This is a genomic window from Paenibacillus rhizoryzae (assembly GCF_059686995.1).
In genome coordinates, this window is record NZ_JCAALT010000001.1 from 162,376 (window position 1) to 188,149 (window position 25,774).

The following is a 25,774-nucleotide window of genomic DNA, read 5'->3' on the forward strand; positions in this document are numbered from 1 at the left end:
CCGGTCCAAGGTGAAACGGCTGACGTCGTCCATTAGGCGGCGCAGCGCGTTTCATTCCAGAGAAAGATAAGCATCGTATAAGGAGAAACTTATACTTTCTTATCTTTCATAAAAATCATACAATCAAGTATAGGTCATCCAAGGGATTAATTACAAACATTACATTCGTTATTATGGAGAGGGGCAGGAATCGATGTCGACGGAACAGTATGTAGAACAGCTGCTAGGTGAAGACGCGGATTTGGCTCGGGTACATCAGACGATTCAACAATTAGGGATGCCGGAGATTTCGATTGCGGCCGGTTACGGTCGTCTCCTTACGATGCTTGTTCGCATGTCCGGTGCGAAGAACGTGCTTGAAATCGGCGCACTTGGCGGCTACAGCGGGATTTGTCTTGCCAGAGGCTTAACGGACGGCGGGCGATTGACTTCCCTTGAGCTGCTGCAGAATTATGCGAATGTTGCGCGCGGGAGCTTAGAAGCAGCCGGTCTTGGCGATCGCGTGGAATACCGAGTAGGGGATGCCAAAGAAAGTTTGGCTGTACTCGAAGAAGAAGGCCGCAAGTTTGACTTCTTCTTCATTGACGCGGACAAAGAGAGCTATCCGCTCTACCTGGAGTGGGCGATCAAGCTCGCCAACCCCGGCGCGGTTATTACGGGAGACAACGCGCTGCTGCATGGCAGAACGATCGACCCGGAGAAGAACGGCCCATCCGTTCTCGCTATGCGCGAGTTCAATGCATCGATGGTCAGCGACGAGCGGCTCATCGGTACGCTGCTGCCGGCTTATGACGGCCTCGCTGTTGCGGTTGTGAAGTAGGAGCGAACGAAGTGGCTGAGCATCGAGGTGCTCAGCCACTTTTTTGTTTGATTTGGAATCGAGGGGGAGCTCCGTTATGCGAGGTGCTTCGTTCGGCTAGTGGCTAGAGCACGGGGCTAACAGAGTGCGCTAACAAATCGTACAGGGCTTATTGGTCCATAAATGGCTTGGATAATATTCTAACGAATCGTAGCGGTCTTATTTGGTGGTATTTGGGATGGTAGGGGTCAACTCGCACCAAATAAGGCTTTTACGATTCGTTAGAATCTCGAAACTCCGAAATCGCGATGAATAAGGCTTCTACGATTCTTTAGAGTTTCGCGGCTAGTGGGACGACGGTGCGAGATAAACGATTCGCGATTCAGAGTGCGAGTAGCGGAACATGCGAGATCAGGGATGAGGACGCGGAGTATGGGATGCGGGAATGCGAGCGCAGGTATGCGAATTGCCGCTTGGCTTAGGGGCACCGGGCAAGCGGCGCCTGGCACGCAAGCGTGCGAACGTTCAGCTCCCCGTGAGCTAATCACAACTTTCCCCAATAGCGAAAAGCTGGCACAGGGCTCCCCCTTGTGCCAGCTTTTTATTCCTATTTTGCGCCACCAGACGCCGACCGCTTCGACACTAGCGTCCGCCTAACCCATACGGCATTGATGACAAACAACGCCGATGAGATAAGAAACACGCCGCGTATCCCCGTCCAGCCCGAGATGATGCCGCCGACGATGGGGCCAATCATGTTGCCAAGTGACAGCATGCTGCTGTTAATGCTGAAGGCGCGGCTTTCCATCCCGTCCGGCGTAAACCGGCGGACGAGCGAATTGACCGACGGGATGAGGCCGCCCAAGAAGCAGCCTTGCAGCAATCGGAAGAGCAGCAGCTGCCATACCGAGCCGGCAAATGCCTGCGGGATGAACATCAGCGCCGCCCCAATCAGCGAGATGCCGAGGATGCGCTCTTGGCCAATTCGGTCGCTCAGCCTGCCGAGCAGCGGCGAGGCGACCATGTTGGAGAGACCGGCGGCGGAGCCGACGAATCCGGCCCAGAAGGCCAAATTGACGACTGTACCGTGCAAATCCTGCACATAGAGCGGCATGAGCGGCATCGGGCCGATGATCGCAAACTGCAGCAGGAAGGTAACCGCGAAGAGGGACATCAGCTGAGGCACACGTGAGAGCTGGCGAAAGCCGGCAATGACCGACATGTTTGGACGAGCCGCAGCCTCTTGCCGATTGAAACTCTCCCGAACTATGAAGTAGGCAAGCAAAGAAGCTAAGAACAGCAAGCTGCCGGTTAAATAGAAAATCGGCCGATACCCGACGGCATCTGCGAGCAGCCCGCCGATGAACGGCCCCAGAATGCTGCCCGCAATCCCGCCGGATTGCAGCGTCCCCATCGCGAACCCCATCCGCTCCTTCGGTGTCGAAACCGAGATGAGCGAGACGGCTGCGGGATTAAAGCCGGAGATCGTGCCATTGACCATCCGCAGCAGCAGCAAATGCCATGGTGATGTGGCGAAGCCCATAAGAATCATAACGATGGCCATGCCGAAGCCGGAGCGAAGCAGCATCATTTTGCGTCCATAGCGGTCCGATAGTTTTCCCCATAAGGGTTGAAAGAGGAATGCCGTCACGAAGTTACCCGCGAAAATCACGCCGGCCCAAGTCGCGATCTCATGTTTATTGGTTAATCCGATGCGTTCCGACTGCAAATAAAGCGACATAAATGGGATAATCATCGTCATTCCGCCCATGACGAGAAACTGACCGATCCAGAGGACGGCCAGATTTTTCTTCCACTGTTCCATTTCGATTCTCCAATCATAAGACTTCGAATTGTAAGACTGTAAACACCATATCGACAGTATAGCATAGCCGAAACCTAACATTGTCATATGTTTGTCAATGATAGCAGCGGGCGGGCGGTTGTTACACTTGGGCAAAAAGGGCATAATGGAAACGTAGGGAAAACGATAGAAATGGGGAACTTCAATGAGCTACAACGACATTTTCATCCGCGCGTGCCGAGGAGAACAGGTCGATCGCTTACCCGTCTGGTATATGCGACAAGCGGGACGTTACGATCCCGATTACCGTAAAATAAAAGAAAATTACTCGCTGCTGGAAATTTGCAAGAGACCGGAATTGGCCGCTGAGGTAACGCTCATGCCGATTAAGAAGCTCGGTGTGGACGCAGCGATTTTGTATTCCGATATTATGAATCCGGTCGCGTCGATCGGTATTGATTTTGACATTGTGGCTAACGTGGGCCCTGTCATTGCGAATCCGATCCGCTCGGCAGCAGACGTGGATAAGCTGAAGCCGATCGATGTGGAAGGCGACTTGTCTCATGTACTGGAGACAATTCGTATTTTGGATCGCGAGCTTGATGTGCCGCTTATTACGTTCGCAGGTGCGCCGTTTACGATTGCCAGTTACTTGATCGAAGGACGTCCATCGAAGTCGTACATCAGAACGAAGTCGCTTATGTACTCGGAACCGGCAGTATGGTTCAAGCTGATGGACAAGCTGGGCGATATGGTTATTGCTTATCTTCGTGCCCATATCGGCGCAGGCGGCAAGGCGTTCCAACTGTTCGACAGCTGGGTAGGCTCACTTGCTCCACATGATTTCAAAACGTTTGTGCTGCCGACGATTGAACGGATATTCAGCGAGCTGTCGGATCTGCCGCAGCCGAAAATCTACTTCCCGGGCGTAGCGTCCGGCGAGCTGCTTCCAACACTGACGAATGTCAAAGCCGATGTTATCGGTCTTGACTGGCGCGTGCCGATTAATGAAGGCCGCCGCAGACTTGGCGGTTCCTTCGCTGTGCAGGGCAATCTTGATCCGTACGTTCTCACTGCACCAATGGAAGTCATCAAGGAGCATGCGAAAGCAATCATTGATGAAGGCATTAAGCAGCCGGGCTTCGTGTTCAACCTGGGACATGGCTTGTTCCCGGAAGCGTCGCTCGACAAGCTGCGCGAGCTGACCGAGTTTGTGCATGACTACTCCGCTGAAGCGATAAAAGCGTTGAGCGGCAAGCAGGAGGAGCTTCGCCATGGCTAACGGTACAATCGGCGTACTCGTCATGTCCTACGGAACGCCGGAGAGCATGGACGGGATCGAAGAATATTACACGCATATTCGCAGAGGTCATGCGCCGACGCCGGAACAACTGGCTGAGCTGAGCAGTCGCTACGAAGCGATTGTCGGCGGCGTGTTCCCGCTGCGCGAGAATACAAACCGTCAAGTAGCCGGCCTGCAAGCCGCACTTGACGCTGCTGCGCCCGGCCGCTATAGCTGCTATCAAGGCTTGAAGCATGCGCGCCCATATATCGAAGATGGCGTTTCCGCTATGGCTGCGGATGGCATTCAACATGCGGTAGGCATTGTCCTGGCGCCGCACTACTCCACGATGAGCGTAGGCAGTTATATGAAACGTGCGCAAGAGAAGGCGGAAGAGCTGGGCATTCAATTCGCAACGGTGGAAAGCTATCATACGCATCCGAAGCTGATTGAAGCGCTCGTGAATCGGGTCAAAGCCGCACATGAAGCCCTTCAAGGTGTTCAGCCTATAAAAGTACTCTTCAGTGCACACAGCTTGCCGGTCAAAATCCGGGAGATGGATGATCCGTATGAGGAGCAGCTGCTGGAAACGTCCAAGCTTGTAGCGGATGGCGCGGGCGTTACGGATTGGCAGTTCACCTGGCAGAGCGCGGGACGTACCCGAGAACCATGGCTTGGCCCGGACATTCTCGAAACGATGAAGGAAACGGCTGCCGCGGGCTACAAAGGCATACTGGCTGCCCCGATTGGATTCGTATCCGAGCACTTGGAAGTGCTCTACGATGTTGATATTGAAGCGCAAGCCGAAGCCCGTGAACGCGGGATTAAGCTGCAGCGCATTGAGATGCTGGGCACAGATCCGCTCTATATGGAAACCTTGGCCGATTCCGTTCAGGACGCGGCAAGAGCGGTTTTCGCTTAGCGGATAGCGTTATTACAGAGGAGATGACTCGCATGCGGGGGAACGGTAGGCTCGATCGCTTCGTCGTTATCGGAGGCGGTATCAGCGGACTCAGCTCCGCTTTTTATTTGCTCAAGGAAGCGAAGCAGCGCGGCCGGGAAGCGGTCATTACGCTCGTGGATCCGTCGGAGAGAATCGGCGGCAAAATCAACACGCTTCGGCGCGACGGCTTCATAATTGAACGCGGTCCGGATTCCTTCCTGGCACGCAAGACGCCGATTATTGATTTGGCCTATGATCTTGGCATCGAGCATGAATTGACCGGCACGAACCCGGCTGCCAAGAAAACGTATATTCTTCATAATGGCAAGCTGCATTCCATGCCTCCGGGTCTCGTGCTTGGCGTACCGACGGAAATTGCACCTTTTGCGAAGACGAGCCTGCTGACATGGAAAGGCAAGCTTCGCGCCTTGATGGATTTCGTACTGCCTGCGAGCAAAGAAACAGGCGACGAATCAATCGGAGACTTCCTGTCTCGCCGATTGGGCAGCGAAGTGATGGAGCGGGTTGCAGAGCCGCTGCTTGCGGGCATTTATGCCGGCGAGCTGCGGAATTTAAGCCTCGCCGCGACATTCCCGCAGTTTCGAGATGCTGAGCGCAAGCATGGCAGCTTGATTCGAGGGATGCGCGCCAATAAGCGGAAGGCGGCTTTAGCGCCGCCAAGTGTGAGCAGAGTGCCGGCATCCGTCAAGAACAGCATGTTTCTGACGTTTAAGGGCGGACTTGCTACGATGCTGGATGCACTGGATTCGGCGCTGTCCACTGTGGATCGGCGAATGGGACGGAAGGCAGTCGCATTCCGCCAAAATGATCCCGATGAGCATGGCGAAGATTCAGCGCCGTACGAAGTGCTGCTGAGCGACGGTGAGATACTGGAGGCAGATGGCATCGTCATTACGGCACCTGCCTTTGATGCCGCAGATTTACTGGAGCCGCACATGAACGTTGATGCGCTTCGTGACATTCGTTACGTATCGGTAGCTAATGTCGTCATGGCCTTCGATAAAGCGTCGCTTGGCATGAATTTCGACGGTTCAGGATTTGTTGTACCGCGTTCGGAGGGCACGACCATTACAGCTTGTACATGGACATCGGCCAAATGGCTGCATTCCAGCCCTAGCAATAAAGTGCTGCTGCGCTGTTATGTTGGCCGCGCCGGCGATGAAGCGGTTGTCGATTTGCCGGATGAAGTATTGAAAGAAGCCGTTCGGAGCGATGTTCGCTTGGTGATGGGCATTACAGCCGAGCCGCTGTTCACAGAGATTACTCGTCTGCATCATTCCATGCCGCAATATCCGGTTGGTCATCTTCAGAAGACCGCACAGCTTCGTACAAAGCTGCGCGCGGAGATGCCCGGAGTATGGTTAACCGGCGCCGCATTCGATGGCGTTGGGCTGCCGGATTGCATCCGCCAAGGGAAAGAAGCCGCATCCGGCGTCTATAAGTCGCTGCTTGGGGAATTTAAATAAGAGAAAGGCCATGAGAACGTCTGCGACAGACGAACCCCATGGCCCTTTTTATTTTGTAAGTTAATCGATCGGAGGCCCAACTCTCCCTTCACGCTCCGCCTGCTTTCGGTGAGCAACCCGGCTGCTTGCGGCAGCTGCGATCGCTCCGACGATATCATCGAGGAACGTGTGACACTGCGCATCTTCTTTATCGTTCAAACGCTTTAGAATGCCTGGTTTTAATTTATCGACATAGCCGAAATTCGTGAATCCGATGCTGCCGTAAACGTTCACGATGGACAGGGCAAGAATTTCATCGCACCCGTAGAGCCCCTCGTCATTTTCTATCATTTCTTGAAGCGGCGACAGCAGCTTGCCTTCCTCTGCAAGCAGATCCAGCTGAATACCGGTCAAGATGGCGTTCTGCACCTCGCGCTTGGTCAGCACGGCTTCCACATACATTTCACATTCCTGCATCGTGAGCTCCGGATAATAATCCTTCTGCAGAAATAGAACCAGCTCTGCGATTTGCGGGATCTCGACACCGCGTTTGGTGAGCCATTCCCGCGTCGCTTCTGCGATTTTCGTACTGTTTAGGCGGTAATCACTGGACTTCGTCATCGCTACACCCCTTGTCTCAAAATGGTGGACAAAACTGGTCTAATTGATTTGGAGGGCTCGTATATATAGTACTACAAAAGCAGAACTTGTACCAAAGCAATCGAACTATTCAAATGGGGAGGAAAATGAACAATGACTTACAATCGACTGTTTCGCCGGGCTGCGCTCGCCGGAGTGCTTGCTTTGCCCATTTTGACGACCGGCTGCGGATTATTCTCACAGCCCGCCAGTGAATCGATCGATCCGCCGCAAAACAGCACTCAAAACGTCGACGCCGACATTAATCCCGGACAAACGGTAACCGAGGGCGATCAATCGCAAATGACGCTGTACCTGAAGGACCGCAATGGCCTGCTGGCACCTGTCACGGTTATGGCAACGCTCGGACAGGATGAGAAGCTCGGGCAGAAGGCGCTTGAGATGATGGTGGAAGGCGGCGCTTACGAAAGTGAAATCCCGGATGGCTTCCAAGCGGTGCTGCCGAAAGGGACAACTGTGAAGGGGCTCAACATCGTTCCGGATCAGAAGCTGGCCATTGTCGACTTCACGAAATCGTTTGTCGACTACAATGTATCGGACGAGCGTAAAATCGTTGAAGCCATTACATGGACGCTGACAAGCCTTGAAGGTGTGCAGAACGTCGAGATCGATCTTGAAGGGCAGAAGCTGAGCGAAATGCCGCAGGATGGATTGCCAATCGACGATCAATTGACGCGCGCAGTCGGCATTAACCTTGAAGCTGCCGATAACGTCGACTACAGCCAATCGACACCGGTTACGATCTACTTCTCCGCAGTTACGCCTGACAACGAACAGTACTATGTACCGGTAACAAGGCTCGTGACGCGCTCGAACAACAAAGCGAAAACAGCGATCGAGCAGCTAATCAGCGGGCCGCTCAATGATCTGCCGCTCAAAGCCGTTATGACGCCGGATGTGCTGGTTAAGAATGTCACGAAGAAGAACGATATCGTGACCGTCGAGCTTCAGGATGACAGCTACCAGCAAGGCCAGCAGGAGCCGGCCGAAATGCTGGAGGCAGTCGTGCTTGCGCTTACCGAGAACACAGGGCTAAGCAAGGTGCAAATCAAGCTCAATGGTAAAACGGACTTCGTGGATACGAAGAACCAGTCCTACAGCGCGCCGGTAAGCCGACCTGAACATGTGAACGCATTTAAATCGTAATGAAGCTTCGCAAATAGAAGACCTGCCGTGATGCGCCAATGGCGTGCGCGGCAGGTCTTTTGTTTTGGTGCGAGATTACGGCAGAGGGCTTCGTGCATGCGAATTAGGTGGACAGCGGCGCATGAAGCGCAACAGGAGGTCTACATGGAAACAAATTCGGCGAAATGAGCACAAGAAGCGCACCAGGGGATCTACATGAGAGCGAAGTTGGTGGACTGTGGCGCATGAAGCGCACCGGATGGTCTACATGGAAACGAATTCGGCGAAATGAGCACATGCAGCATACCTATGGACCCACATGAGCCACACATGCGCATCAATCGCAGAATTTGCGTTGGGAATCTGGTGGAAATCGCAACAAAGCACAACAGTACATCTAAAAGGGTGCGAAATCAGCAGCTACATCGGAGCAAAACCCTCAATGCCTAAACAGGTATACAACATTTACAAATTGGGTATTATAATAAAAATAGTACCTTGACAGTCATAGTAGTGTGCTGTATTATGTGTTTAGGAGAGGTGATCAAATGAGCGAGAACAAAATTACATCCGACCTCCTGCGGGGACATACCGATACGATGATTTTACGGCTCCTTTCCGAATCGGATCGATATGGGTACGAAATCGTCAAGCTAATTGCCGAGCGATCGAGCGGCGAATATGAGTTAAAGGAAGCGACGATGTACTCCAGTGTCCGGAGGCTTGAGACGGACGGCGATATCGAGTGGTATTGGGGCGATGAATCGCAGGGTGGAAGACGCAAGTATTTTCGAATTACCGCGAAGGGTAAGGACACTTATGTTCAGAACAAAAGCAACTGGGAGTACGCACAGCGTGTACTAGAAAACTTATTATAAGGAGAGTTGATCCTATGAATTCCAAATTAACCAACTATTTGAACGGCGTATTTACACCCTATGAAGGCGTAAGAAGTGTCTCTGAGCTAAAGGCTGACCTGCATTCCGATTTACAGGAACGGTACAACGAACTGAGAGCTGAGGGCAAAGACGAAGAAACGGCTTTTAAGCTGACCATCGAGAGTATCGGTGATATCGAGCAAACGATTCTGGAAGTTTCCAACCTCTCCCGCTCGTTGGAGCGGCAGGTGCTGACAAACTTTAGCGCGAGCAACCTGGCTCAGAGCGACTTTGCAGGCGTTACGGCACGTAAGGGACAATTTAATGCCAGCGCATTGCGCGGCTCCGACTTTGCAGGCGCAGATTTGACCGGCAGCACATTTAAGAGCAGCGACGTAAGCGAAGCTAATTTTGACGGCGCCAATTTGACGGACTGCAGCTTCAACACGCTTGACCTGAGAAATGCAAGCTTCAATAAGTCCATTCTGGTACGTACCAATTTCAGCAAGTCTGGTCTGGATGGCGTTACTTTCACTGGAGTAAGAATGACCGACGTAACCTTTTCGATGACCGATCTCAGAAAAACGGTTTTTGAACGCTGTTTGTTTGATGGGGTTGATTTCAAGTACGCCGATCTGACCGGAAAATCTTTCGAGGGACAGACGTTTGTAGGCGTTAAGTTTGACAAAGCGGCATTGACCGAAGCTTCGTTCAAGGGTGCTACATTGAATAATGTATCGTTCCAGCCTGGATTTACGCTAACGAATAAGTACTACCGCATGATCAAAACCATTAGCTTTGACGGCGCTACGATGGATAAATTGACTTATGCCTCGCTCAAAGGAATGGGAGCCGATTTGTCCAACGTTACAGTTCACTAAGGGAGGAATGAATATGCAAAGCAAAGCGATTCAGGTAAAGGGACTGCAGAAATCCTATAAGCAGCTTCAAGTCCTAAAAGGCGTTGATTTCGCGGTGGAGAAGGGCAGTATCTTCGCACTGCTCGGCTCCAACGGCGCGGGTAAAACCACGGTTGTCAAAATCCTCACCACGCTGCTTAAACAAGACAGCGGGACCGCCACCATAAACGGTTTCGATGTTGGATCCAAACCGGATCATGTACGACAAGCGATTAGTCTGACCGGACAATTCGCGGCCGTCGACGAAATTTTGACCGGACGGGAAAATCTGATCATGATCGCCAAGCTGCGCTACCTCCCAAATCCGCGTCAGATCGCGGATGATTTATTGAAACGCTTCGGCTTGACGGAGGCTGCCGACCGCAAAGTATCCACCTATTCGGGCGGCATGCGTCGAAGGCTCGACATCTCCTTGAGTTTGGTGGGGAAACCTCAAATTATTTTCCTCGACGAGCCGACCACCGGGCTTGACCCCGAGGCGCGCATCGAGGTATGGAAGGTTGTGAAGGATCTTGCAAACAGCGGAACCACGGTATTCCTCACCACGCAGTATCTTGATGAAGCAGAACAGCTTGCTGACCAAATCGCGATTTTGCATGAAGGTAAGATTATTGCTAACGGTACGCTATCGGAGCTCAAAAAGCTGTTCCCGTCGGCAAAGGTGGAATACGTGGAGAAACAGCCTTCATTAGAAGAGATATTCCTCGCCATAATTGGCAAGAAAGAGGGAGCATAAATGGAGACAGTAAAGAAACATTTTTTCAGCGATCTAAGCATCATGCTCGGACGCTCCATGCGCCATATTACGCGCAGTTTGGACACCATCATTTCCGTTACCATTACACCTATTGCACTCATGCTGCTCTTCGTCTATGTATTCGGCGGCGCGATTCAATCCGGCGCAGATAACTATGTGAATTATTTGTTGCCCGGAATACTGCTCATCGCGATTGCCAGCGGAATAGCCTACACGTCCTACCGCCTGTTCATTGATGTACAGCGGGGCATATTTGAACGATTTCACTCCATGCCGATTTCACGTTCTACCTTGCTTTGGGGCCATGTGCTAACTTCGCTTGTATCCAACGCCATATCGCTTGTCGTCATCATCATTGTCGCGTTGATTATGGGCTTTCGTTCCTCAGCCGGGTTACTAGACTGGCTTGCCGTAGCAGGCATACTCGCACTATTTACGCTAGCCTTAACCTGGGTCGCGGCCATAGCCGGACTATCCGCTAAATCGGTCGATGGTGCCAGCGCCTTCTCCTACCCGATCATCTTCCTGCCATTCATCAGTTCAGCATTCGTGCCGACAGAAACAATGCCTAAAGTTGTTCGTGCATTCGCCGAGAACCAACCCGTAACTTCAATCGTTGCAGCCATCCGCTCATTGTTGTCAGGCCAGCCGGTGGGAAATGATATTTGGGTCGCGCTAGCATGGTGCCTTGGTATTCTGCTCGTAGCTTATTACTTTGCAATGAAGGTATATAAGAATCGATTCTGATCAGTCGAATACGATCATAGGTCGAAATCAAGCTGCCGGCGCAATGACCGGCAGCTTATTCTGTTATTGGGAAGTGGACCGGTTCAGGGGGACGGGTGCTTTTCGAGCGCCATTTTGGTAAAATGGTTTAGATTGCGCTTGAGCCAGGATATGGCACATGAAACTGCGGCAGAAAGATGGAGGCTACACAATGAGAATAGATGGACGTCAGGCAAACGAGCTGCGGCGGGTTACGATTACAATGAATCCCAATAAATATGCGGAAGGTTCGGTGCTGATTGAGTTCGGCGATACGAAGGTGCTCTGTACCGCTTCGACCGAGGAACGCGTTCCGCCTTTCATGAAAGGGCAAGGCAAAGGCTGGATCAACGCGGAATATTCTATGCTGCCACGCGCCACGCAAGTCCGGAATCAACGGGAATCGGCCAGAGGGAAGCTGACGGGCCGCACGATGGAAATCCAGCGTTTGATCGGCCGCGCGCTGCGTTCGGTTGTGGATTTACATGCGCTGGGTGAGCGTACGATTACGCTGGATTGCGATGTTCTTCAAGCAGACGGTGGAACGCGTACAACGTCGATTACAGGAGCGTTCGTGGCTCTAGCCCTGGCTGTACATAAGATAAACAGCAATAATGAGTTTGCCAAATACCCGCTCACGGATTTCCTCGCGTCGGTTAGCGTGGGCGTGATCGGCGAGCGCACGCTGCTTGACCTCAACTATGAAGAGGACTCCAAAGCGAAGGTCGATATGAATGTTGTCATGACCGGGGCAGGGAAATTCGTTGAGGTGCAGGGAACCGGCGAGGAGTCGCCGTTCTCGCGTGAAGAGTTTAACGAGCTACTGGCCAGCGCCGAAGAAGGAATCGCCAGCTTGATTGCGAAACAGCGGGACGCGCTTGGCTTAATGGGCAGCCGCATTGGGAATCCGAAAGCATGAAGCAGGGCGATACGGTAGTTGTGGCGACCAAAAATGCCGGCAAGGTACGTGAGTTCTCGCATGCGTTCGGCCAGCTTGGCATGCAGGTCGTCAGCATGTTCGATTACCCGAATCTGCCGGATGTGGAGGAGGATGGAGTAACCTTCGCGGAGAATGCCCGCAAGAAAGCGAAGACAGTTGCCGAAGCGCTCGGACTGCCTGTGCTTGCGGATGATTCCGGTCTTCAAGTTTCCCGGCTCGGCGGTGAGCCCGGCGTGTACTCTGCGCGTTATTCAGGCGAAGATGCGACTGATGCTCGCAATAACGAGAAACTGCTGCAGGAGCTGGCTCGTCTTACAGAGGGCGATGCGGAGCTGGAGCAGCTCGCGGATGGAACGAAGCTGCTAAGCGAAGCGAATTTTATATGCACGTTGGCGTTATATGATCCGGCTACAGGAGCCTTTATTGAAAGTGAAGGCCTGATAGACGGTTATATTATGGATCAGCCAAGAGGGAACGGCGGCTTCGGCTATGATCCGTTGTTTTATTTGAAATCGCAAAACAAAGGAATGGCAGAGCTGACGACAGAAGAGAAGCAGGCGATCAGCCACCGAGGTAAAGCGCTCGCGGAACTGTTGAATAAGCTGGCATCGAACGACTAGCAGCTGCGTTCCGATATATCCGCTCAATATAGAGTCCGCAAATTAGCAATTAGCGGGCTCTTTTTCTTGTGCTTTTATCCAACGAAAAGGCCGTCTCGTAAGCGTGCGGTCGCACGCTTACGAGACAGCCTTTTATTTTAGAACATTAGCGGATCACTACCTTGTATTCCCTCAGCCACATATCTACCTGCAGCAGGTAAGCGAATAGCTGTGGTCCGGACATTAATTGACCAAACCATGGCAGATTACTGCTGGCGGCTTCGGATTCCGCAAGCTCCCGAATCTTCTTCACATTGATGAGCTGCAGCAGTGGGGACGTGCCTTCATGGATGATCTCCAGCACTTGCTTGCGAACCGCATTGAGGTAGTTCGGGTTATGCGTTTTCGGATAAGGGCTTTTCTTCCGATAGAGCACATCGTGAGGCAATACGCCTTCAAGCGCCATACGGAGAATCCCTTTCTCCCGGTCCCCGGCTGTTTTGATCGCCCACGGAATGTTGTAAACATACTCCACGAGCCTGTGATCGCAATAGGGAACGCGTACTTCAAGGCCAACCGCCATACTCATCCGGTCTTTGCGGTCAAGCAGCGTCGGCATGAATCGAGTAATGTTCAGATAAGACATTTGACGCATTTTGCGAGCTGCGGCATCTTCGCCGGCCAGGTGCGGTACTTCGGCTATGGCATCCGAATAACGATCCCCTAGGTAGTCTAACGGTCGAATCCATGCAGCCACGTCCTGCGAGAGCAAGTCGGCTCTCATGCCTGCCGCAAGTGACCAAGGGAACGTACCTGCGTTCAGCGCTTCCTCGCGGTGGAACCATGGATAGCCGCCGAAGATTTCATCCGCCGCTTCGCCGGAAATCGCTACGGTTGCTTCCTTCTTGATTTCGCGGCAGAAGAGCAGCAGGGAAGAGTCCACATCCGCCATCCCCGGCATATCGCGCGCATGCATCGCTTCACGCAGTGACGCAACCAGCTCAGGCGTATCAAAGACCATGGAATGATGAATCGTGCCCAGATGAGTAGTCATCCGTTCGATCCATGGCGCATCGGCGTTCGGCTGGAACGCATGGGCTTTAAAGTGTTTATCGTTATCTACATAATCGACGGAGAACGTATGGACGACGCCTTGCCCCGTTTCATTGTAGTAATTGACCGCGAGTGAAGTGAGCGCGCTGGAGTCTAATCCACCTGAGAGCAGCGTACATAGCGGCACATCGGATACGAGCTGACGCTCTACCGTATCTTTCAACAGATCACCGACTGTTTTGGCCGTCTCCTGCACGGTTTCGGTATGAGGCTTGCTTTCCAATTTCCAATAGGTGCGGACGCTTAAGCCTGCACGGCTATAGATTGCACAGTGTCCCGGCAGCAGCTCACCGATATCGCGGTAGACACCGACCCCCGGCGTACGCGCAGGTCCGACGATAAAGATCTCGGCCAAACCTTCCGGTCCAACCTCCGGTTTGACGGCAGGATGTTGGAGGAGTGCTTTCGGCTCGGAGCCGAATATGAACCGTCCCAGCTGTTTCGCATAGAAGAACGGTTTTACGCCGAGTCTGTCTCTGGCGATGAACAAATGCTGCTCCTTGGAATCCCATAAGGCAAAAGCAAAGATACCATTAAATTTCTCCACGCAAGAAGGGCCCCATTCCATGTAGGCAACGAGCAATACCTCCGTGTCGCAGGTAGTTGTAAAACGTCTGCCCCTGCTTTCAAGCTCACGCTTCAGTTCCGGTGCGTTATACAGCTCCCCGTTATAAACTAGGACATACGAATCGTCATCAGACGTACGAACCATCGGTTGTGCACCGTTCGCAGGATCGATAACGGAGAGTCTCCGGTGGCCTAGCGCACAATGCGGCGAGATCCAGGTTCCCGATGCATCCGGGCCGCGGTTTGCCAGCGTTCCGGTCATTTTCTCGAGAGTGATGGATTGTTTTGTCAGGTCATCGGTCCAGTCGATCCAGCCCGTGAATCCACACATGGTGCTCATTCCTTTCTCTTAGAGCTTCAAACAGCGATACTATGATGGTTATGCGAAAAATATGGATAAAATGTCTGTCCGTGGGGGGATGCTAGAGCAATGAAGGAGGGTGCTTTCGATATGGTCAATGATCACGATGAGTCATTTTACGCACGCAAACCCTATTATGTGTCCGTACAGGCAGGCTCAATATTAGAGGATCCAGAAGCGACTGCATTTGAGTTTGCCGTGACTGCAAATGAAGAAGAATTAAAACGTTTGCAAGAGCTGTTCGAGGAATATGCTTCGATGGATGAAGCGCAAGCGGGACAGTATGCTACAACGCTGTTCAGTTCGGCAAGTGATAAGCAAATGAACGCAGGCGTGGACGGGATTCTTCTCGATGTCTATCGGCTATTGTACGAGCTGGGTACGGACGAGACTAAGCATCATATAGCAACGATGGGATTATTTCCAGAGGGGAGTTTGAAATGATCGTGACGGATGCACGCGTTAGACGCGCGGTGAAACGCGAGGGGATGCCCAGCTGTGAAATCGAAGTTCATACCAATGACGCGGGCACGCCTGAATTACTCGCTTATTTTGGCGCTTCACGGGATAACGATTACGATATGATCGCGGTCGTGAAGAACGATGCGAGGACGGAAATCGACTGGTACGACAACAATATGCATAACGCCTTTACCAATGTTACCGATGACTTGTTCGATACGCCGACGATGAAGACGGATTGGGGGGAGCGGGAGTCATTCAAGGAGCAGGTGCTGTCGTTCCCGGGGATCCGAGCGGAGATCGGCCGATTGATGGATTGGTCCTAATGCTGTAAAATGCTGCCTCTTTCCTGTGCAACCCATGGTACAATGTAAGCATAACTGACAAACCATACCACGTAGTCCAAGTGAGGGAGGCGAGGCAGCCTTATGGGAACAACCTTGGTACGAAATGCAACCATTGTCACCATGAATAAACAGGACGAAATTGTAGTAGGCGATGTATTGTTCAAGGATGATGTCATTGTCTCTGTTGGCGGCCAAATTACGAGCGGCTACGATGTCGCTTCGACGACGGTCGTAGAAGCCAAAGGAAGGCTGCTGCTGCCAGGTTTCGTGCAAACGCATATCCATTTGTGTCAGACGTTATTCCGTGGCCGTGCAGACGATATGGCGCTCATGGATTGGCTGCGCACTCGGGTTTGGCCGCTTGAGGCGGCGCATGATGAGGAATCGGTTTATTACTCCGCAATGCTTGGCATCGGAGAATTATTGCGCAGCGGGACAACGACGATTCTGGATATGGAGACGGTGAGCCATACCGACTTTGCCTTTCAGGCCATTGCGAGCAGCGGAATTCGAGCGATCTCGGGCAAAGTGATGATGGATGCCGGCGGTGATGTGCCGGTTGGTTTACAGGAAGATACGAAACGTTCGGTCGAGGAAAGCACGGCGCTGCTGGAGAAGTGGCATGGCTATGACAATGGCCGGATCGGTTACGCCTATTGCCCTCGTTTCGTCGTTTCCTGTTCGGAGGAACTGTTGAAAGAGGTGCGGGATTTATCGTTCCACTATCAGGTGCTCGTCCACACCCATGCAGCAGAGAATCGCGAGGAAATCGAGCTGGTTATGCGCCAGCGCGGGATGCGCAACATCGTGTATTTGGATCATATCGGGCTAACCTCGCCGCGACTTGTCCTTGCGCATTGCATCTGGCTCGATGATGAGGAGAAGGATATTCTCAAACGTAGGGGAACCAAAATGACCCATTGTCCGGGATCCAATCTGAAGCTGTCATCCGGAATTGCTTTAGTTCCCGAGCTACTGGAGCAGGGCATCGGTATGGGCATTGGTGCGGACGGCGCGCCTTGTAACAATACGCTGGATATGTTTCAGGAGATGCGTTTAACAGCGCTGCTGCATAAGGTGCGATGCGGTCCGGAGTCTATGAATGCGCGAACGGTGCTGCGTATGGCAACGATGGGCGGAGCTGAGGCGCTTGGGCTGGATCATCTGATCGGCAGTATTGAACCAGGTAAGAAAGCCGATCTTGTTCTGCTGGATTTGAATGATTTTCATACGTTCCCATCCTATGATGCGGATCCGTACTCACGGGTCGTCTATGCGGCTTCAAGAGGAAATGTATCCGATGTGTGGGTTGACGGCAAGATGGTTGTGGAACGAGGAAAAGTAAGAACGATCGATAAACGAACGGTGCTGCGTGAGGCGGACCGATCCATAGCGCGTCTGTTAAAACGAATCTAGATAAAAGCCGACCGCCGCGTGAACTCGATTTTGAGAACACGCGGCGGTCGGCTTTTGTTTGAATGGGCTGACGATTAGCCGTTCACGATCTCCCCGCCATTCACATGAAGGACCTGGCCGCTCATGTAAGAGGAATCTTCGCAAGCGAGATAAACATATGCAGGTGCAAGCTCTTCGGGTTGTCCTGCTCGTTTCATTGGCGTATCGGAGCCGAATTTAGCGACTGTCTTCTCATCGAACGTCGATGGAATGAGCGGCGTCCATATTGGCCCCGGTGCTACGGCGTTAACGCGAATACCTTGGGCTGCAAGATTCATCGCGAGGGAGCGGGTGAAAGCAACCTGAGCTCCTTTGGTCGAGGAGTAGTCGAGCAAATTAGCACTGCCATGATATGCGGTTATTGAAGTCGTATTAATGATGGTCGCGCCTTTAGTTAAATGTGGCAAAGCTGCTTGAGTCAGGTAGAACATGCCGAATACATTGGTTTTGAACGTTCGCTCAAGCTGCTGTGGAGTAATAAGCGCAAGCGATTCCTTCGGATGCTGCTCTGCGGCATTGTTCACGACAATATCGAGGCCTCCCAATTGCGAGGTCGTATCATAAATGACCTTCTTGCAAAACTCGGGGTCCCCGATATCGCCGGCGATCGTCAAGCATTTCCGGCCTAACCCCTCAATTAAACCTCGTATCTCACTCGCATCGCCATCTTCGTCTAAATAGACGATCGCGACATCCGCGCCTTCCTTGGCATACATAAGTGCGACCGCTCGGCCGATCCCGCTGTCTCCTCCGGTAATAACGGCAACCTTGCCCGAGAGCTTGCCTGCTGCTTTATAAGCCGGTGATTCAAACTGCGGGCGAGGGGTCATCTCGCTTTCAAGCCCGGGCTGGCGATTCTGATGCTGCGGTGGGAACGACGCCGGTCTTTGTGGTGCTTGTTGATTGGATGACATCTTGTTGACCACTCCTTTCCAAGGAGTAGTTTGTGTCATTACAACAATGTTGATTCGGCTTTCTGTTTACCTGCTGAGACATGGAGCAAGTAGTCGGTGAATTGATGCAGCTGATGCAATAGAACACCGTTCTGCTGATCCAGCAGTTTAACGGCGTTTCCGCTGACAAGACCTTCACGGGATAACATCGCCGTTTGCTTCAAGTACAGCGCGCCGCCTTCAGGGAAGACGCCGAATGTGCCGAGCGGGAGCTGGATATTGAGGATGCTGATCGCCTTTAGCAGCTCGGCTTCATGTTCTATCGAAGTTTGATGAGCCAGCACAGCGAAGGATTGGAAGAGATACACACCTTCCTGATTCAGCTCCTGCAGACCTGGCAGGAAGCTCATCTCCAGGTCGATGTTCGCTTCGTGCTCTCCGATTTCCGCGAAACGGATAATGAGGGATGTGTAAGGCGCTTCTTCTGTCGGCCCCATCAGTTTGCTGGTGATGCCAATATTCTCATAGAAACGAAGCGTCCGCTTCAAGTAATCGATACTGATCACGTCTTCTTGCAAGGACATGCGGGTCTCTCCTTTGTTAGTTGTGCAGTTTCTTCGCAATCATTTCTTTCGTTGGTTTCTGCTTGGCGCTGTCAACGCGAAGCCCGATGCTCTCGATAATCGACTTGCTGTCCGCATCGTCGCCGCGCACGCCGCTTTCAAACAGCATACCCGCCAGATCCGTCACGATTTGGGCATAGCACTGGTCTACGCTGTTAAAGCCTTTCTCTTCGATAAGCTGCTGCCTAACCTTATCTTTGCCCGCTTTCTCGTTCTCAGGCTTCTTCATCGCGTCATCGACCTTAAGAACGCGATCGACGAACGATTCTTTCCGTTTATATTTCTTGTAAAATTTCACGATCGCCGCAACGCCGCCGAGAATCGCAGCGAGTGCGATCAGGATCGGGCCGGCAGGCGAAGCGGCTGCAATTAAGAGTGCAGCGCCGCCTGCGACCATTAGCGCGCCTTTGACGGCTGTCGCTTTGTTCTTTTCTTTGTTCATTTCCTGCGTTGAACCGCCAAGGCTGGCAGCATGGCCGAGATCAGTGGCACGCGTATCGCTGGCCTGTTTCATTTTGTCTTCCATCTCATGCAGGTTCTTGGCGTTCTTCTTGTTCTCGCGGTAACCAGCAACGCCGCTGACCATATAGGCCGCGCCGCCAACGATGCCAGCCGCGCCGGCAGCAACGGTTGCTCCGGCGTTAAGCCCCATGTCCGCAACCGTACGGACACTGTTTACGGTACCGGCGCTGAAACGCGCCAGATCGGCGGCGCCTGCGCCGCCTTCTCCTATGACTTGCTGTGCTTTGCCGGTATTGCTTAACGATTCATCATAGTTGTCGGTGGCATTGTAGATCTGGGAGATCGAGGCTAGGCCGCTTAGTGCACCTGCCGCGGGTCCGATTCCTTCCGCTACAGGCAAGGCGTCCTTCGCCCCTAATCCGGCGCTAATGGTAGCCGAACCGCCGGCACCCCCTGTAGAAGCCGAAGTGCCAATTGCCGCGTAGCCGAGATAGTCCTTGTCCGTGTCGGCATTGTAGTTCTTCGTATCGGTCTTGCTGGCATCGCGAGAGAAAACCGAAAACTTATCCCAATCAACGGATTTACTGATAATACCTTTGACCATCGTTTTCTTGACTGTATCCAGGTCTACGAATCGTTTGCTGGCTCCGTTCATCGCACGGATCGCAGACATTTTCTGTTCCGGCGTCAAGGCGTCGAAGTAGGCGAAGAGAGCGGATTTCTTTTCTTTCGTGGACTGCTCTTTCAGCCAGTTATAGACCTCGCTGTACCCTGCCTTGCCCCTCAAATTGGCGGGGATCGGCGGTGGAGTGAAGGCTGCTGGAGCGGCCGCCGCAGCAGGAGCTGATGGTGCGGCAGGGGCTGCAGGACTGGCCGGCGCGCTTGCGGTAATGTTTGGAGCTGTTACCGGCGCAGCGGCCGCTTCTTGCGCTTGTTGTTCCGGCGCTGCCGGGGCAGGTGCTTGAGTAGGCGCCTGTGTCGCGGGCATTGTGGAAGAAGCCGGACTATTGACTCGGTCTGGTCTGCCCATCCGAGCTGCGCCGGTTAGACGCATAATCGGTCCTTTGCCTGATTGCATCATCTGCAGCACCGCTTGATTGCCGGATGCACGCTGCATTTGTAGAAGCTTTCCGGGCTCCGATTCGCTTTCTCGACTGTTAGCTGGCGAGGCTGCTGTTCGGCTGCTCTGCTCGGCGCTTTCACGCTGGATGGGTGAAGCGGTTTTACGCGTATGGCGATTTGAATCGGCAAATGAGCTCATTTCGACAGCCTCCGACATTGAAAGTCATTATTCGCTAGAATGATAGACTAATAGTACCACATTTTGAGAGAAATCACGGGAATAATTGAAGGCGCTAATTAAGCATTTAATGAGGGGATACGGCTTTCTAACGAACTGGTGAGGGGATAGAGGGGTGTGCGGTTGGATTCCATAATTCCAAAGCATTGTTGCTCGACGGACGCCAAAGCGTTTTTTCTACAAAAGCCGAAATAACAAAAAAGCCTCCCGGAATTGTGCTAAAGCACAATTCAACAGGAGGCTGTTATTAATGAAGCAGTGTCTGAAACGCTTGGTATAAATGGCGTCCCAGGAGGGATTCGAACCCCCGACAACACGCTTAGAAGGCGTGTGCTCTATCCAACTGAGCTACTGGGACACGTAAGAAGTAGTATATCACGGAGTGTTCCGGTAGTGCAACTACTTTTTTTGAAAGGAATAAATCAAAAGCGGGAGAAGGGAATACTCGGAATCTTATTATCGTGATGACTACGAATCGCAAGGAGAATTCCGACGCTCGTCCTGATGAGCCTTTAGTCAAGGCTCTAGGGGACGGTCGAACCCGAGAGGGTTCTCTTCCTGTAACTTTAATAATGATGTACTCCATTATAAGCGGGTGAAGGGAATCGAACCCTCGCCTCAAGCTTGGGAAGCTGGCGTTCTGCCATTGAACTACACCCGCACAGAAAAAACAAAGTAGACAAATAATAGCACAGGCTAAAATGGAAATCAACAGCAGAGAGTGATATAATCGAAATCTAACTGTACATAATACGCATTTCTGCAGGCAGTTTGACTGATAAGGCGGTGATTCTATTACAACCTCGGGCCCCTCGCAGGGTGATAACAGAGAGAATGTATATTTGTTTCCGAATATGCTGGATCAATATCAGAACCAACTGACGCGCATGCTCGAATCCGAACAATATGGAGAAGCTAAGGGACTGCTGCGTTTCTTGCTGAATTGCCAGGGCGAAGAGAAGCGTCACTACGAAGAATGGACCAATTTATTATCATGGCTTGATGTTGCTTTTCCGGGCTATGGGGACTCGAACGACAGCATACATACGGATTCAACTGAACCAGAAAGTGATGAGGAGACACTTCGCCGGGAGGCTTTGACTGCCGGTGAGCACGATGAAGCTTACGTGCAGCAGGTTCTTTATATCATGCAGCATCATCCCGTTGCCGATCAGCAAATTTTGGCTTTGGAGCGGGCTGCTTATCTCAAGCATCCCAGTGTGGATGAGGCAATCATTACGTGGCTGACGAGAACGGATTTGCATCCTGCCCTTCAATTCAAGGCGCTGCAATCCTTGAAGAAGCGCGGTGTAACCGGAGCCATTAGGCTGGATCGACTTGGGGAGCAGGTGGATCTCGAGATCGAAGCGACTCCGCTTTCGATGGATGATTTTCCGCCGGTGGTTACAAGGGTCGTAGAACGGGTAGAATCGGTAACAGAGGTACAGGAAGCATCGATGCCCCATTTTGCAAGAGAGCTGTGGAAAGAGTGCTTGCAATGTTTGTACGGCACGACGGCATACAGCAGGCTGCTATCCGACGACGATGAGACTGTGGATTGCTACTCGGCTGCACTCCATCAAGTGCTTGAACTGTCACTTTATGGCAGAGTAGATGACGACGATGTGCGGGAAACTTACGGGATTACCGATGCTCTTCGGTTCCGTTATGAGCAGGCTTGCAGGTCGTTACGGCAAATCGCGCAATTAAAATTGGACGGTGATGGTGGCTAGTCTTGAAATTAATGAAAATGTTGATTATAATAGAATGGTTTATTACGGGTAAGATCTGACGCAGAAGCGTTATTTAATTTGGAGGGGAAAGCATAACATGACAGCAACTTGGGAAAAAATAGACAAGAATCTTGTCTCCATCAACGTAGAGGTTGAGGCAGGACAAGTTAATGAAGCGATTGACAAGGCATTTAAGAAGGTCGTTCAGAAAGTAAACGTACCTGGTTTCCGTAAAGGTAAAGTACCGCGGGGTATCTTCGAGAAGCGTTTCGGAATCGAAAGCTTGTACCAAGATGCAATCGACATTTTGCTTCCTGACACGTATGCAGCGGCACTGAAAGAAACTGGTGTTATTCCCGTGGATCGTCCTGACATCGATGTCGAGCAATTCGCGAAAGACCAATCGTTCAAGTATGTTGCAAAAGTAACCGTTAAGCCGGAAGTTGAGCTTGGCGAGTACAAAGGCATCGAAATTCCTTCTGCTGAAGCCGTAGTGACAGAAGAAGAAATTACAGCTGAACTTACTCGTCTGCAACAACGCCACGCTGAGTTGAACGTGATCGAAGAAGGCGCAGCTGAGAACGGCGACACTGCAGTAATCGACTTTGACGGTTATGTTGACGGTGTAGCATTCGATGGCGGCAAGAGCGAGCGTCATTCCCTTGAGCTTGGTTCCGGCGCGTTCATCCCAGGTTTCGAAGATCAAGTTATCGGTATGGCTACTGGCGACTTCAAGGACATCGAAATTACGTTCCCTGAGGAGTACCATGCGGCACACCTTGCAGGCAAACCTGCAGTATTCAAAGTGAAACTTCACGAAATCAAACGTAAGAGCCTGCCAGCACTTGACGATGAGTTCGCGAAAGACGTAAGCGAGTTCGATACTCTTGAAGAGTACAAGCAAGATCTGGCAACAAAGCTTGCTGACAGAAAAGCAAAAGAAAACGAAGCAGCTCGTGAAACAGCAGTCGTTGAGAAAGCAGCTGAAGCGGCAGTCGTTGAAATTCCAGACGCAATGGTTGATTCCGAAACTTCGTTCATGCTTCGCGATTTCGAGAATCGTCTTCGTCAACAAGGCATGAACTTGGATCTGTACTACCAGTTCTCCGGTCAAGACGAAGCAGCTCTTCGCACTCAAATGCACGCTGACGCAATCAAACGCGTTCGCAACAACCTTGTTCTCGAGCAAATCGCGAAGAACGAAGGCATCACTGCCGGTGAAGAAGATCTGAACGAAGAGCTTGAGAAACTTGCGAAACAATACAGCCGTACGGCTGAAGAGCTTCGTTCGATTTTCACAGCTAACGGCAACTTGGAAAACATCCAAGAAGATCTTGTACTACGCAAAACAATCAAGTTCTTGCTTGACAACAGCAAAACAGCTCCAGTAGTTGCATAAGAAATGAAACGATAAGGCACGTATTTACGTGCCTTATTTTATCCTCACCGCGGCTTCGCGGCATGCGGCAGGAACCGAAACATACATATGTATTTACCCGTATCGTATAATGTAATAGTCAGAAAAATGACATTACAACTGGAACATGTTAAAATAAGAACGATTAGAAGAAAAAGCTTTCGGCGCTAGAGGTTGCCGCGGTGAATATCTTCAAAAAGTCGATTACGAAAGAAGGTTGATCGCATGAATCTGGTGCCTATGGTCGTTGAGCAAACGAATCGGGGAGAACGTTCTTACGACATCTACTCCCGCTTATTGAAGGATCGGATTATTTTTCTAGGAAGTGCGATCGACGACGATGTTGCCAACGCCGTCATCGCGCAATTGCTGTTCCTTGCAGCCGATGACCCGGAGAAGGACATTCATCTGTACATTAACTCGCCCGGCGGTTCGGTTACCGCAGGAATGGGTATTTATGATACGATGCAGTTTATCAAGCCGGACGTTTCTACGATCTGCGTAGGCTTGGCTGCCAGCATGGGTTCACTTCTGCTTACGGCAGGAGCCAAAGGCAAGCGTTTCGCGCTGCCAAACGCCGAAGTAATGATCCATCAGCCTCTTGGCGGAGTTCGTGGTCAAGCTTCGGATATTAAGATTCACGCGGATTGGATTCTGAAGACCAAACAGAAGCTCAACCAAATTTTAGTGGATCGTACAGGTCAGCCTTATGAAAGAATCGATCGCGATACGGATCGTGACTATTTCATGAGTGCTGAAGAGGCGTTGAATTACGGTCTGATCGATAAGGTCGTAACATCTCTGTAATTCGCGCGAATCAACAAGAAGGGGTGAAAACTCATGTTCAAATTTAACGACGAGAAGGGCCAGTTGAAATGTTCGTTCTGCGGCAAATCGCAAGATCAAGTTCGCAAGCTCGTAGCCGGACCTGGCGTCTATATATGTGATGAATGTATCGAACTGTGTACGGAGATCGTTGAAGAAGAGCTCGGTCATGAAGAAGAGCTGGATCTGAAAGATATTCCGAAACCGCGCGATATTCGCAACATCTTAGACCAATACGTTATTGGTCAAGAACAAGCGAAGAAGTCGCTTTCTGTAGCGGTTTACAACCACTACAAACGCGTCAACTCGCAGAATAAGCTTGAAGATGTAGAACTCCAGAAGAGTAATATCCTGCTTGTAGGTCCTACAGGCTCAGGTAAAACACTTCTTGCTCAAACCATGGCCAAAATTTTGAACGTTCCGTTTGCTATCGCGGATGCGACTTCCCTAACGGAAGCCGGTTATGTCGGTGAAGACGTTGAGAATATTTTGCTCAAATTGATTCAAGCTGCGGATTACGATGTAGAGAAAGCTGAACGCGGCATCATCTACATCGATGAGATTGATAAAGTAGCGCGCAAATCCGAGAACCCGTCGATTACACGTGACGTTTCCGGTGAAGGCGTACAGCAAGCGCTCCTCAAAATTCTTGAAGGCACTGTTGCTTCCGTTCCACCGCAAGGCGGCCGTAAGCACCCGCACCAAGAATTTATTCAAATCGATACAACAAACATCTTGTTTATTTGCGGCGGTGCATTTGATGGTCTTGAGCAGTTGATCAAACGCCGGATTGGCAAGAAGGTTATCGGATTTAACGCTGCCGGAGACGGTCAGAAGGATCTGAAACCGGGTGAATATTTGTCGATGGTACTTCCGGAAGACTTGCTCAAATTCGGACTTATTCCGGAGTTTGTCGGCCGTTTGCCAGTCATCTCGACACTAGAGCCGCTTGATGAGAGCGCGCTTGTCCGTATCCTCTCCGAGCCGAAGAACGCGCTCGTGAAGCAGTATCAGAAACTGCTTGAGATGGACAATGTGAAGCTCGAATTCGAAGCTGCAGCACTTGATGCAATCGCGAAAGAAGCGATTAAGCGTAATACAGGTGCTCGTGGTTTAAGAGCGATCATTGAAGGGCTGATGCTCGACGTGATGTACGAAGTACCTTCACGTGACGATGTAAGCAGCTGCCTGATTACAGAGAAGGTCGTTCAAGACCGGATCATGCCTGAGCTTGTTTCCAAGAAGGGCAAGAAGAAGGAAGAAAGCGCCTGATCCAAT

Annotated in this window: 24 protein-coding genes and 2 tRNA genes; 18 read left to right on the plus strand and 8 right to left on the minus strand. The window is 51.6% G+C overall.

Features of this window, described 5'->3' with window-relative positions:
* Positions 1 to 193 precede the first annotated feature (193 nt).
* Positions 194 to 820, plus strand: coding sequence for an O-methyltransferase (locus AC6ESO_RS00655; RefSeq protein ID WP_497089743.1), 627 nt, complete (start codon positions 194 to 196; stop codon positions 818 to 820).
* A gap of 586 nt (positions 821 to 1,406) precedes the next feature.
* On the opposite strand, the gene AC6ESO_RS00660 is transcribed toward AC6ESO_RS00655, so the two are convergent.
* Positions 1,407 to 2,624 carry an MFS transporter gene (locus tag AC6ESO_RS00660; RefSeq protein ID WP_497089744.1) on the minus strand — a complete coding sequence of 406 codons (1,218 nt, stop codon included), beginning with the start codon at positions 2,622 to 2,624 and terminating at the stop codon, positions 1,407 to 1,409.
* A 184-nt stretch (positions 2,625 to 2,808) separates the two neighbouring features.
* On the opposite strand from AC6ESO_RS00660, the gene hemE reads away from it, so the two are divergent.
* The 3 genes from hemE to hemG are packed head-to-tail and all read left to right on the plus strand — an operon-like array spanning position 2,809 to position 6,315.
* Positions 2,809 to 3,885: a uroporphyrinogen decarboxylase gene (gene hemE / locus AC6ESO_RS00665; RefSeq protein ID WP_497089745.1), complete on the plus strand. Its 1,077-nt coding sequence runs from the start codon at positions 2,809 to 2,811 to the stop codon at positions 3,883 to 3,885.
* The gene (gene hemH, locus AC6ESO_RS00670) at positions 3,878 to 4,807 is read left to right on the plus strand and encodes a ferrochelatase (RefSeq protein WP_497089746.1); all 930 of its coding nucleotides are present in this window, start codon (positions 3,878 to 3,880) and stop codon (positions 4,805 to 4,807) included. Before hemE ends, hemH begins: the two co-directional genes overlap by 8 nt.
* A 32-nt stretch (positions 4,808 to 4,839) precedes the next feature.
* Entirely contained in the window at positions 4,840 to 6,315 is a 1,476-nt protein-coding gene (hemG, locus tag AC6ESO_RS00675; protein ID WP_497089747.1) for a protoporphyrinogen oxidase, read from the plus strand.
* Between the two features lie 60 nt (positions 6,316 to 6,375).
* On the opposite strand, the gene AC6ESO_RS00680 is transcribed toward hemG, so the two are convergent.
* Positions 6,376 to 6,915: a phosphatidylglycerophosphatase A gene (locus AC6ESO_RS00680; protein WP_494816916.1), complete on the minus strand. Its 540-nt coding sequence runs from the start codon at positions 6,913 to 6,915 to the stop codon at positions 6,376 to 6,378.
* 132 nt (positions 6,916 to 7,047) lie between these two features.
* Between AC6ESO_RS00680 and AC6ESO_RS00685 the strand changes: the two genes are divergently transcribed.
* The 7 genes from AC6ESO_RS00685 (at position 7,048) to AC6ESO_RS00715 (ending at position 12,959) form a co-directional block, all read left to right on the plus strand.
* A complete protein-coding gene (locus AC6ESO_RS00685) occupies positions 7,048 to 8,100 on the plus strand; it encodes a GerMN domain-containing protein (RefSeq protein ID WP_497089748.1) in 1,053 nt (350 codons plus the stop codon).
* Between the two features lie 527 nt (positions 8,101 to 8,627).
* The gene (locus tag AC6ESO_RS00690) at positions 8,628 to 8,957 is read left to right on the plus strand and encodes a helix-turn-helix transcriptional regulator (RefSeq protein ID WP_494816918.1); all 330 of its coding nucleotides are present in this window, start codon (positions 8,628 to 8,630) and stop codon (positions 8,955 to 8,957) included.
* A gap of 14 nt (positions 8,958 to 8,971) precedes the next feature.
* Positions 8,972 to 9,838, plus strand: a complete 867-nt coding sequence (locus AC6ESO_RS00695) for a pentapeptide repeat-containing protein (protein WP_497089749.1) — start codon at positions 8,972 to 8,974, stop codon at positions 9,836 to 9,838.
* 13 nt (positions 9,839 to 9,851) lie between these two features.
* Positions 9,852 to 10,613, plus strand: a complete 762-nt coding sequence (locus AC6ESO_RS00700; RefSeq protein ID WP_497089750.1) for an ABC transporter ATP-binding protein — start codon at positions 9,852 to 9,854, stop codon at positions 10,611 to 10,613.
* On the plus strand, positions 10,614 to 11,381 hold the full coding sequence (locus tag AC6ESO_RS00705) for an ABC transporter permease (RefSeq protein WP_497089751.1): 768 nt from the start codon (positions 10,614 to 10,616) through the stop codon (positions 11,379 to 11,381).
* 190 nt (positions 11,382 to 11,571) lie between these two features.
* On the plus strand, positions 11,572 to 12,318 hold the full coding sequence (gene rph, locus AC6ESO_RS00710; RefSeq protein ID WP_497089752.1) for a ribonuclease PH: 747 nt from the start codon (positions 11,572 to 11,574) through the stop codon (positions 12,316 to 12,318).
* Positions 12,315 to 12,959, plus strand: coding sequence for an XTP/dITP diphosphatase (locus AC6ESO_RS00715; RefSeq protein WP_497089753.1), 645 nt, complete (start codon positions 12,315 to 12,317; stop codon positions 12,957 to 12,959). Before rph ends, AC6ESO_RS00715 begins: the two co-directional genes overlap by 4 nt.
* 145 nt (positions 12,960 to 13,104) lie before the next feature.
* Here AC6ESO_RS00715 and asnB read toward each other — a convergent pair whose 3' ends face one another.
* Positions 13,105 to 14,949 (minus strand): asparagine synthase (glutamine-hydrolyzing), encoded by a 1,845-nt coding sequence (gene asnB, locus AC6ESO_RS00720; RefSeq protein WP_494817763.1) that lies wholly within the window; start codon positions 14,947 to 14,949, stop codon positions 13,105 to 13,107.
* A 99-nt stretch (positions 14,950 to 15,048) separates the two neighbouring features.
* On the opposite strand from asnB, the gene AC6ESO_RS00725 reads away from it, so the two are divergent.
* From AC6ESO_RS00725 to AC6ESO_RS00735, 3 genes are all read left to right on the plus strand, one after another.
* Positions 15,049 to 15,423, plus strand: a complete 375-nt coding sequence (locus AC6ESO_RS00725; RefSeq protein WP_497089754.1) for a hypothetical protein — start codon at positions 15,049 to 15,051, stop codon at positions 15,421 to 15,423.
* Positions 15,420 to 15,767, plus strand: coding sequence for a hypothetical protein (locus AC6ESO_RS00730; RefSeq protein WP_497089755.1), 348 nt, complete (start codon positions 15,420 to 15,422; stop codon positions 15,765 to 15,767). Before AC6ESO_RS00725 ends, AC6ESO_RS00730 begins: the two co-directional genes overlap by 4 nt.
* A 102-nt stretch (positions 15,768 to 15,869) precedes the next feature.
* On the plus strand, positions 15,870 to 17,204 hold the full coding sequence (locus AC6ESO_RS00735) for a 5'-deoxyadenosine deaminase (protein ID WP_497089756.1): 1,335 nt from the start codon (positions 15,870 to 15,872) through the stop codon (positions 17,202 to 17,204).
* A 74-nt stretch (positions 17,205 to 17,278) separates the two neighbouring features.
* Here the strand turns inward: AC6ESO_RS00735 and AC6ESO_RS00740 are convergent, their stop codons facing one another.
* The 5 genes from AC6ESO_RS00740 to AC6ESO_RS00760 form a co-directional block, all read right to left on the minus strand.
* A complete protein-coding gene (locus AC6ESO_RS00740; protein ID WP_497089757.1) occupies positions 17,279 to 18,157 on the minus strand; it encodes an SDR family oxidoreductase in 879 nt (292 codons plus the stop codon).
* 38 nt (positions 18,158 to 18,195) lie between these two features.
* Positions 18,196 to 18,720 (minus strand): hypothetical protein, encoded by a 525-nt coding sequence (locus AC6ESO_RS00745; RefSeq protein ID WP_497089758.1) that lies wholly within the window; start codon positions 18,718 to 18,720, stop codon positions 18,196 to 18,198.
* A gap of 16 nt (positions 18,721 to 18,736) precedes the next feature.
* Positions 18,737 to 20,482, minus strand: coding sequence for a hypothetical protein (locus tag AC6ESO_RS00750; protein WP_497089759.1), 1,746 nt, complete (start codon positions 20,480 to 20,482; stop codon positions 18,737 to 18,739).
* Positions 20,483 to 20,802: 320 nt separating this feature from the next.
* Positions 20,803 to 20,879: transfer RNA gene (locus AC6ESO_RS00755), tRNA-Arg, on the minus strand.
* Positions 20,880 to 21,111: 232 nt separating this feature from the next.
* A tRNA-Gly gene (locus AC6ESO_RS00760) sits at positions 21,112 to 21,182 on the minus strand.
* A gap of 181 nt (positions 21,183 to 21,363) precedes the next feature.
* Here AC6ESO_RS00760 and AC6ESO_RS00765 point away from each other — a divergent pair.
* The 4 genes from AC6ESO_RS00765 to clpX all read left to right on the plus strand — a co-directional run bounded on the left by AC6ESO_RS00765 (position 21,364) and on the right by clpX (position 25,768).
* Positions 21,364 to 22,254 (plus strand): hypothetical protein, encoded by an 891-nt coding sequence (locus AC6ESO_RS00765; RefSeq protein ID WP_497089760.1) that lies wholly within the window; start codon positions 21,364 to 21,366, stop codon positions 22,252 to 22,254.
* Positions 22,255 to 22,351: 97 nt separating this feature from the next.
* A complete protein-coding gene (gene tig / locus AC6ESO_RS00770) occupies positions 22,352 to 23,653 on the plus strand; it encodes a trigger factor (RefSeq protein ID WP_497089761.1) in 1,302 nt (433 codons plus the stop codon).
* Between the two features lie 243 nt (positions 23,654 to 23,896).
* A complete protein-coding gene (clpP, locus tag AC6ESO_RS00775; RefSeq protein WP_497089762.1) occupies positions 23,897 to 24,478 on the plus strand; it encodes an ATP-dependent Clp endopeptidase proteolytic subunit ClpP in 582 nt (193 codons plus the stop codon).
* A 33-nt stretch (positions 24,479 to 24,511) separates the two neighbouring features.
* Positions 24,512 to 25,768: an ATP-dependent protease ATP-binding subunit ClpX gene (clpX, locus tag AC6ESO_RS00780; RefSeq protein ID WP_494816933.1), complete on the plus strand. Its 1,257-nt coding sequence runs from the start codon at positions 24,512 to 24,514 to the stop codon at positions 25,766 to 25,768.
* The last annotated feature ends 6 nt before the right edge of the window (positions 25,769 to 25,774 follow it).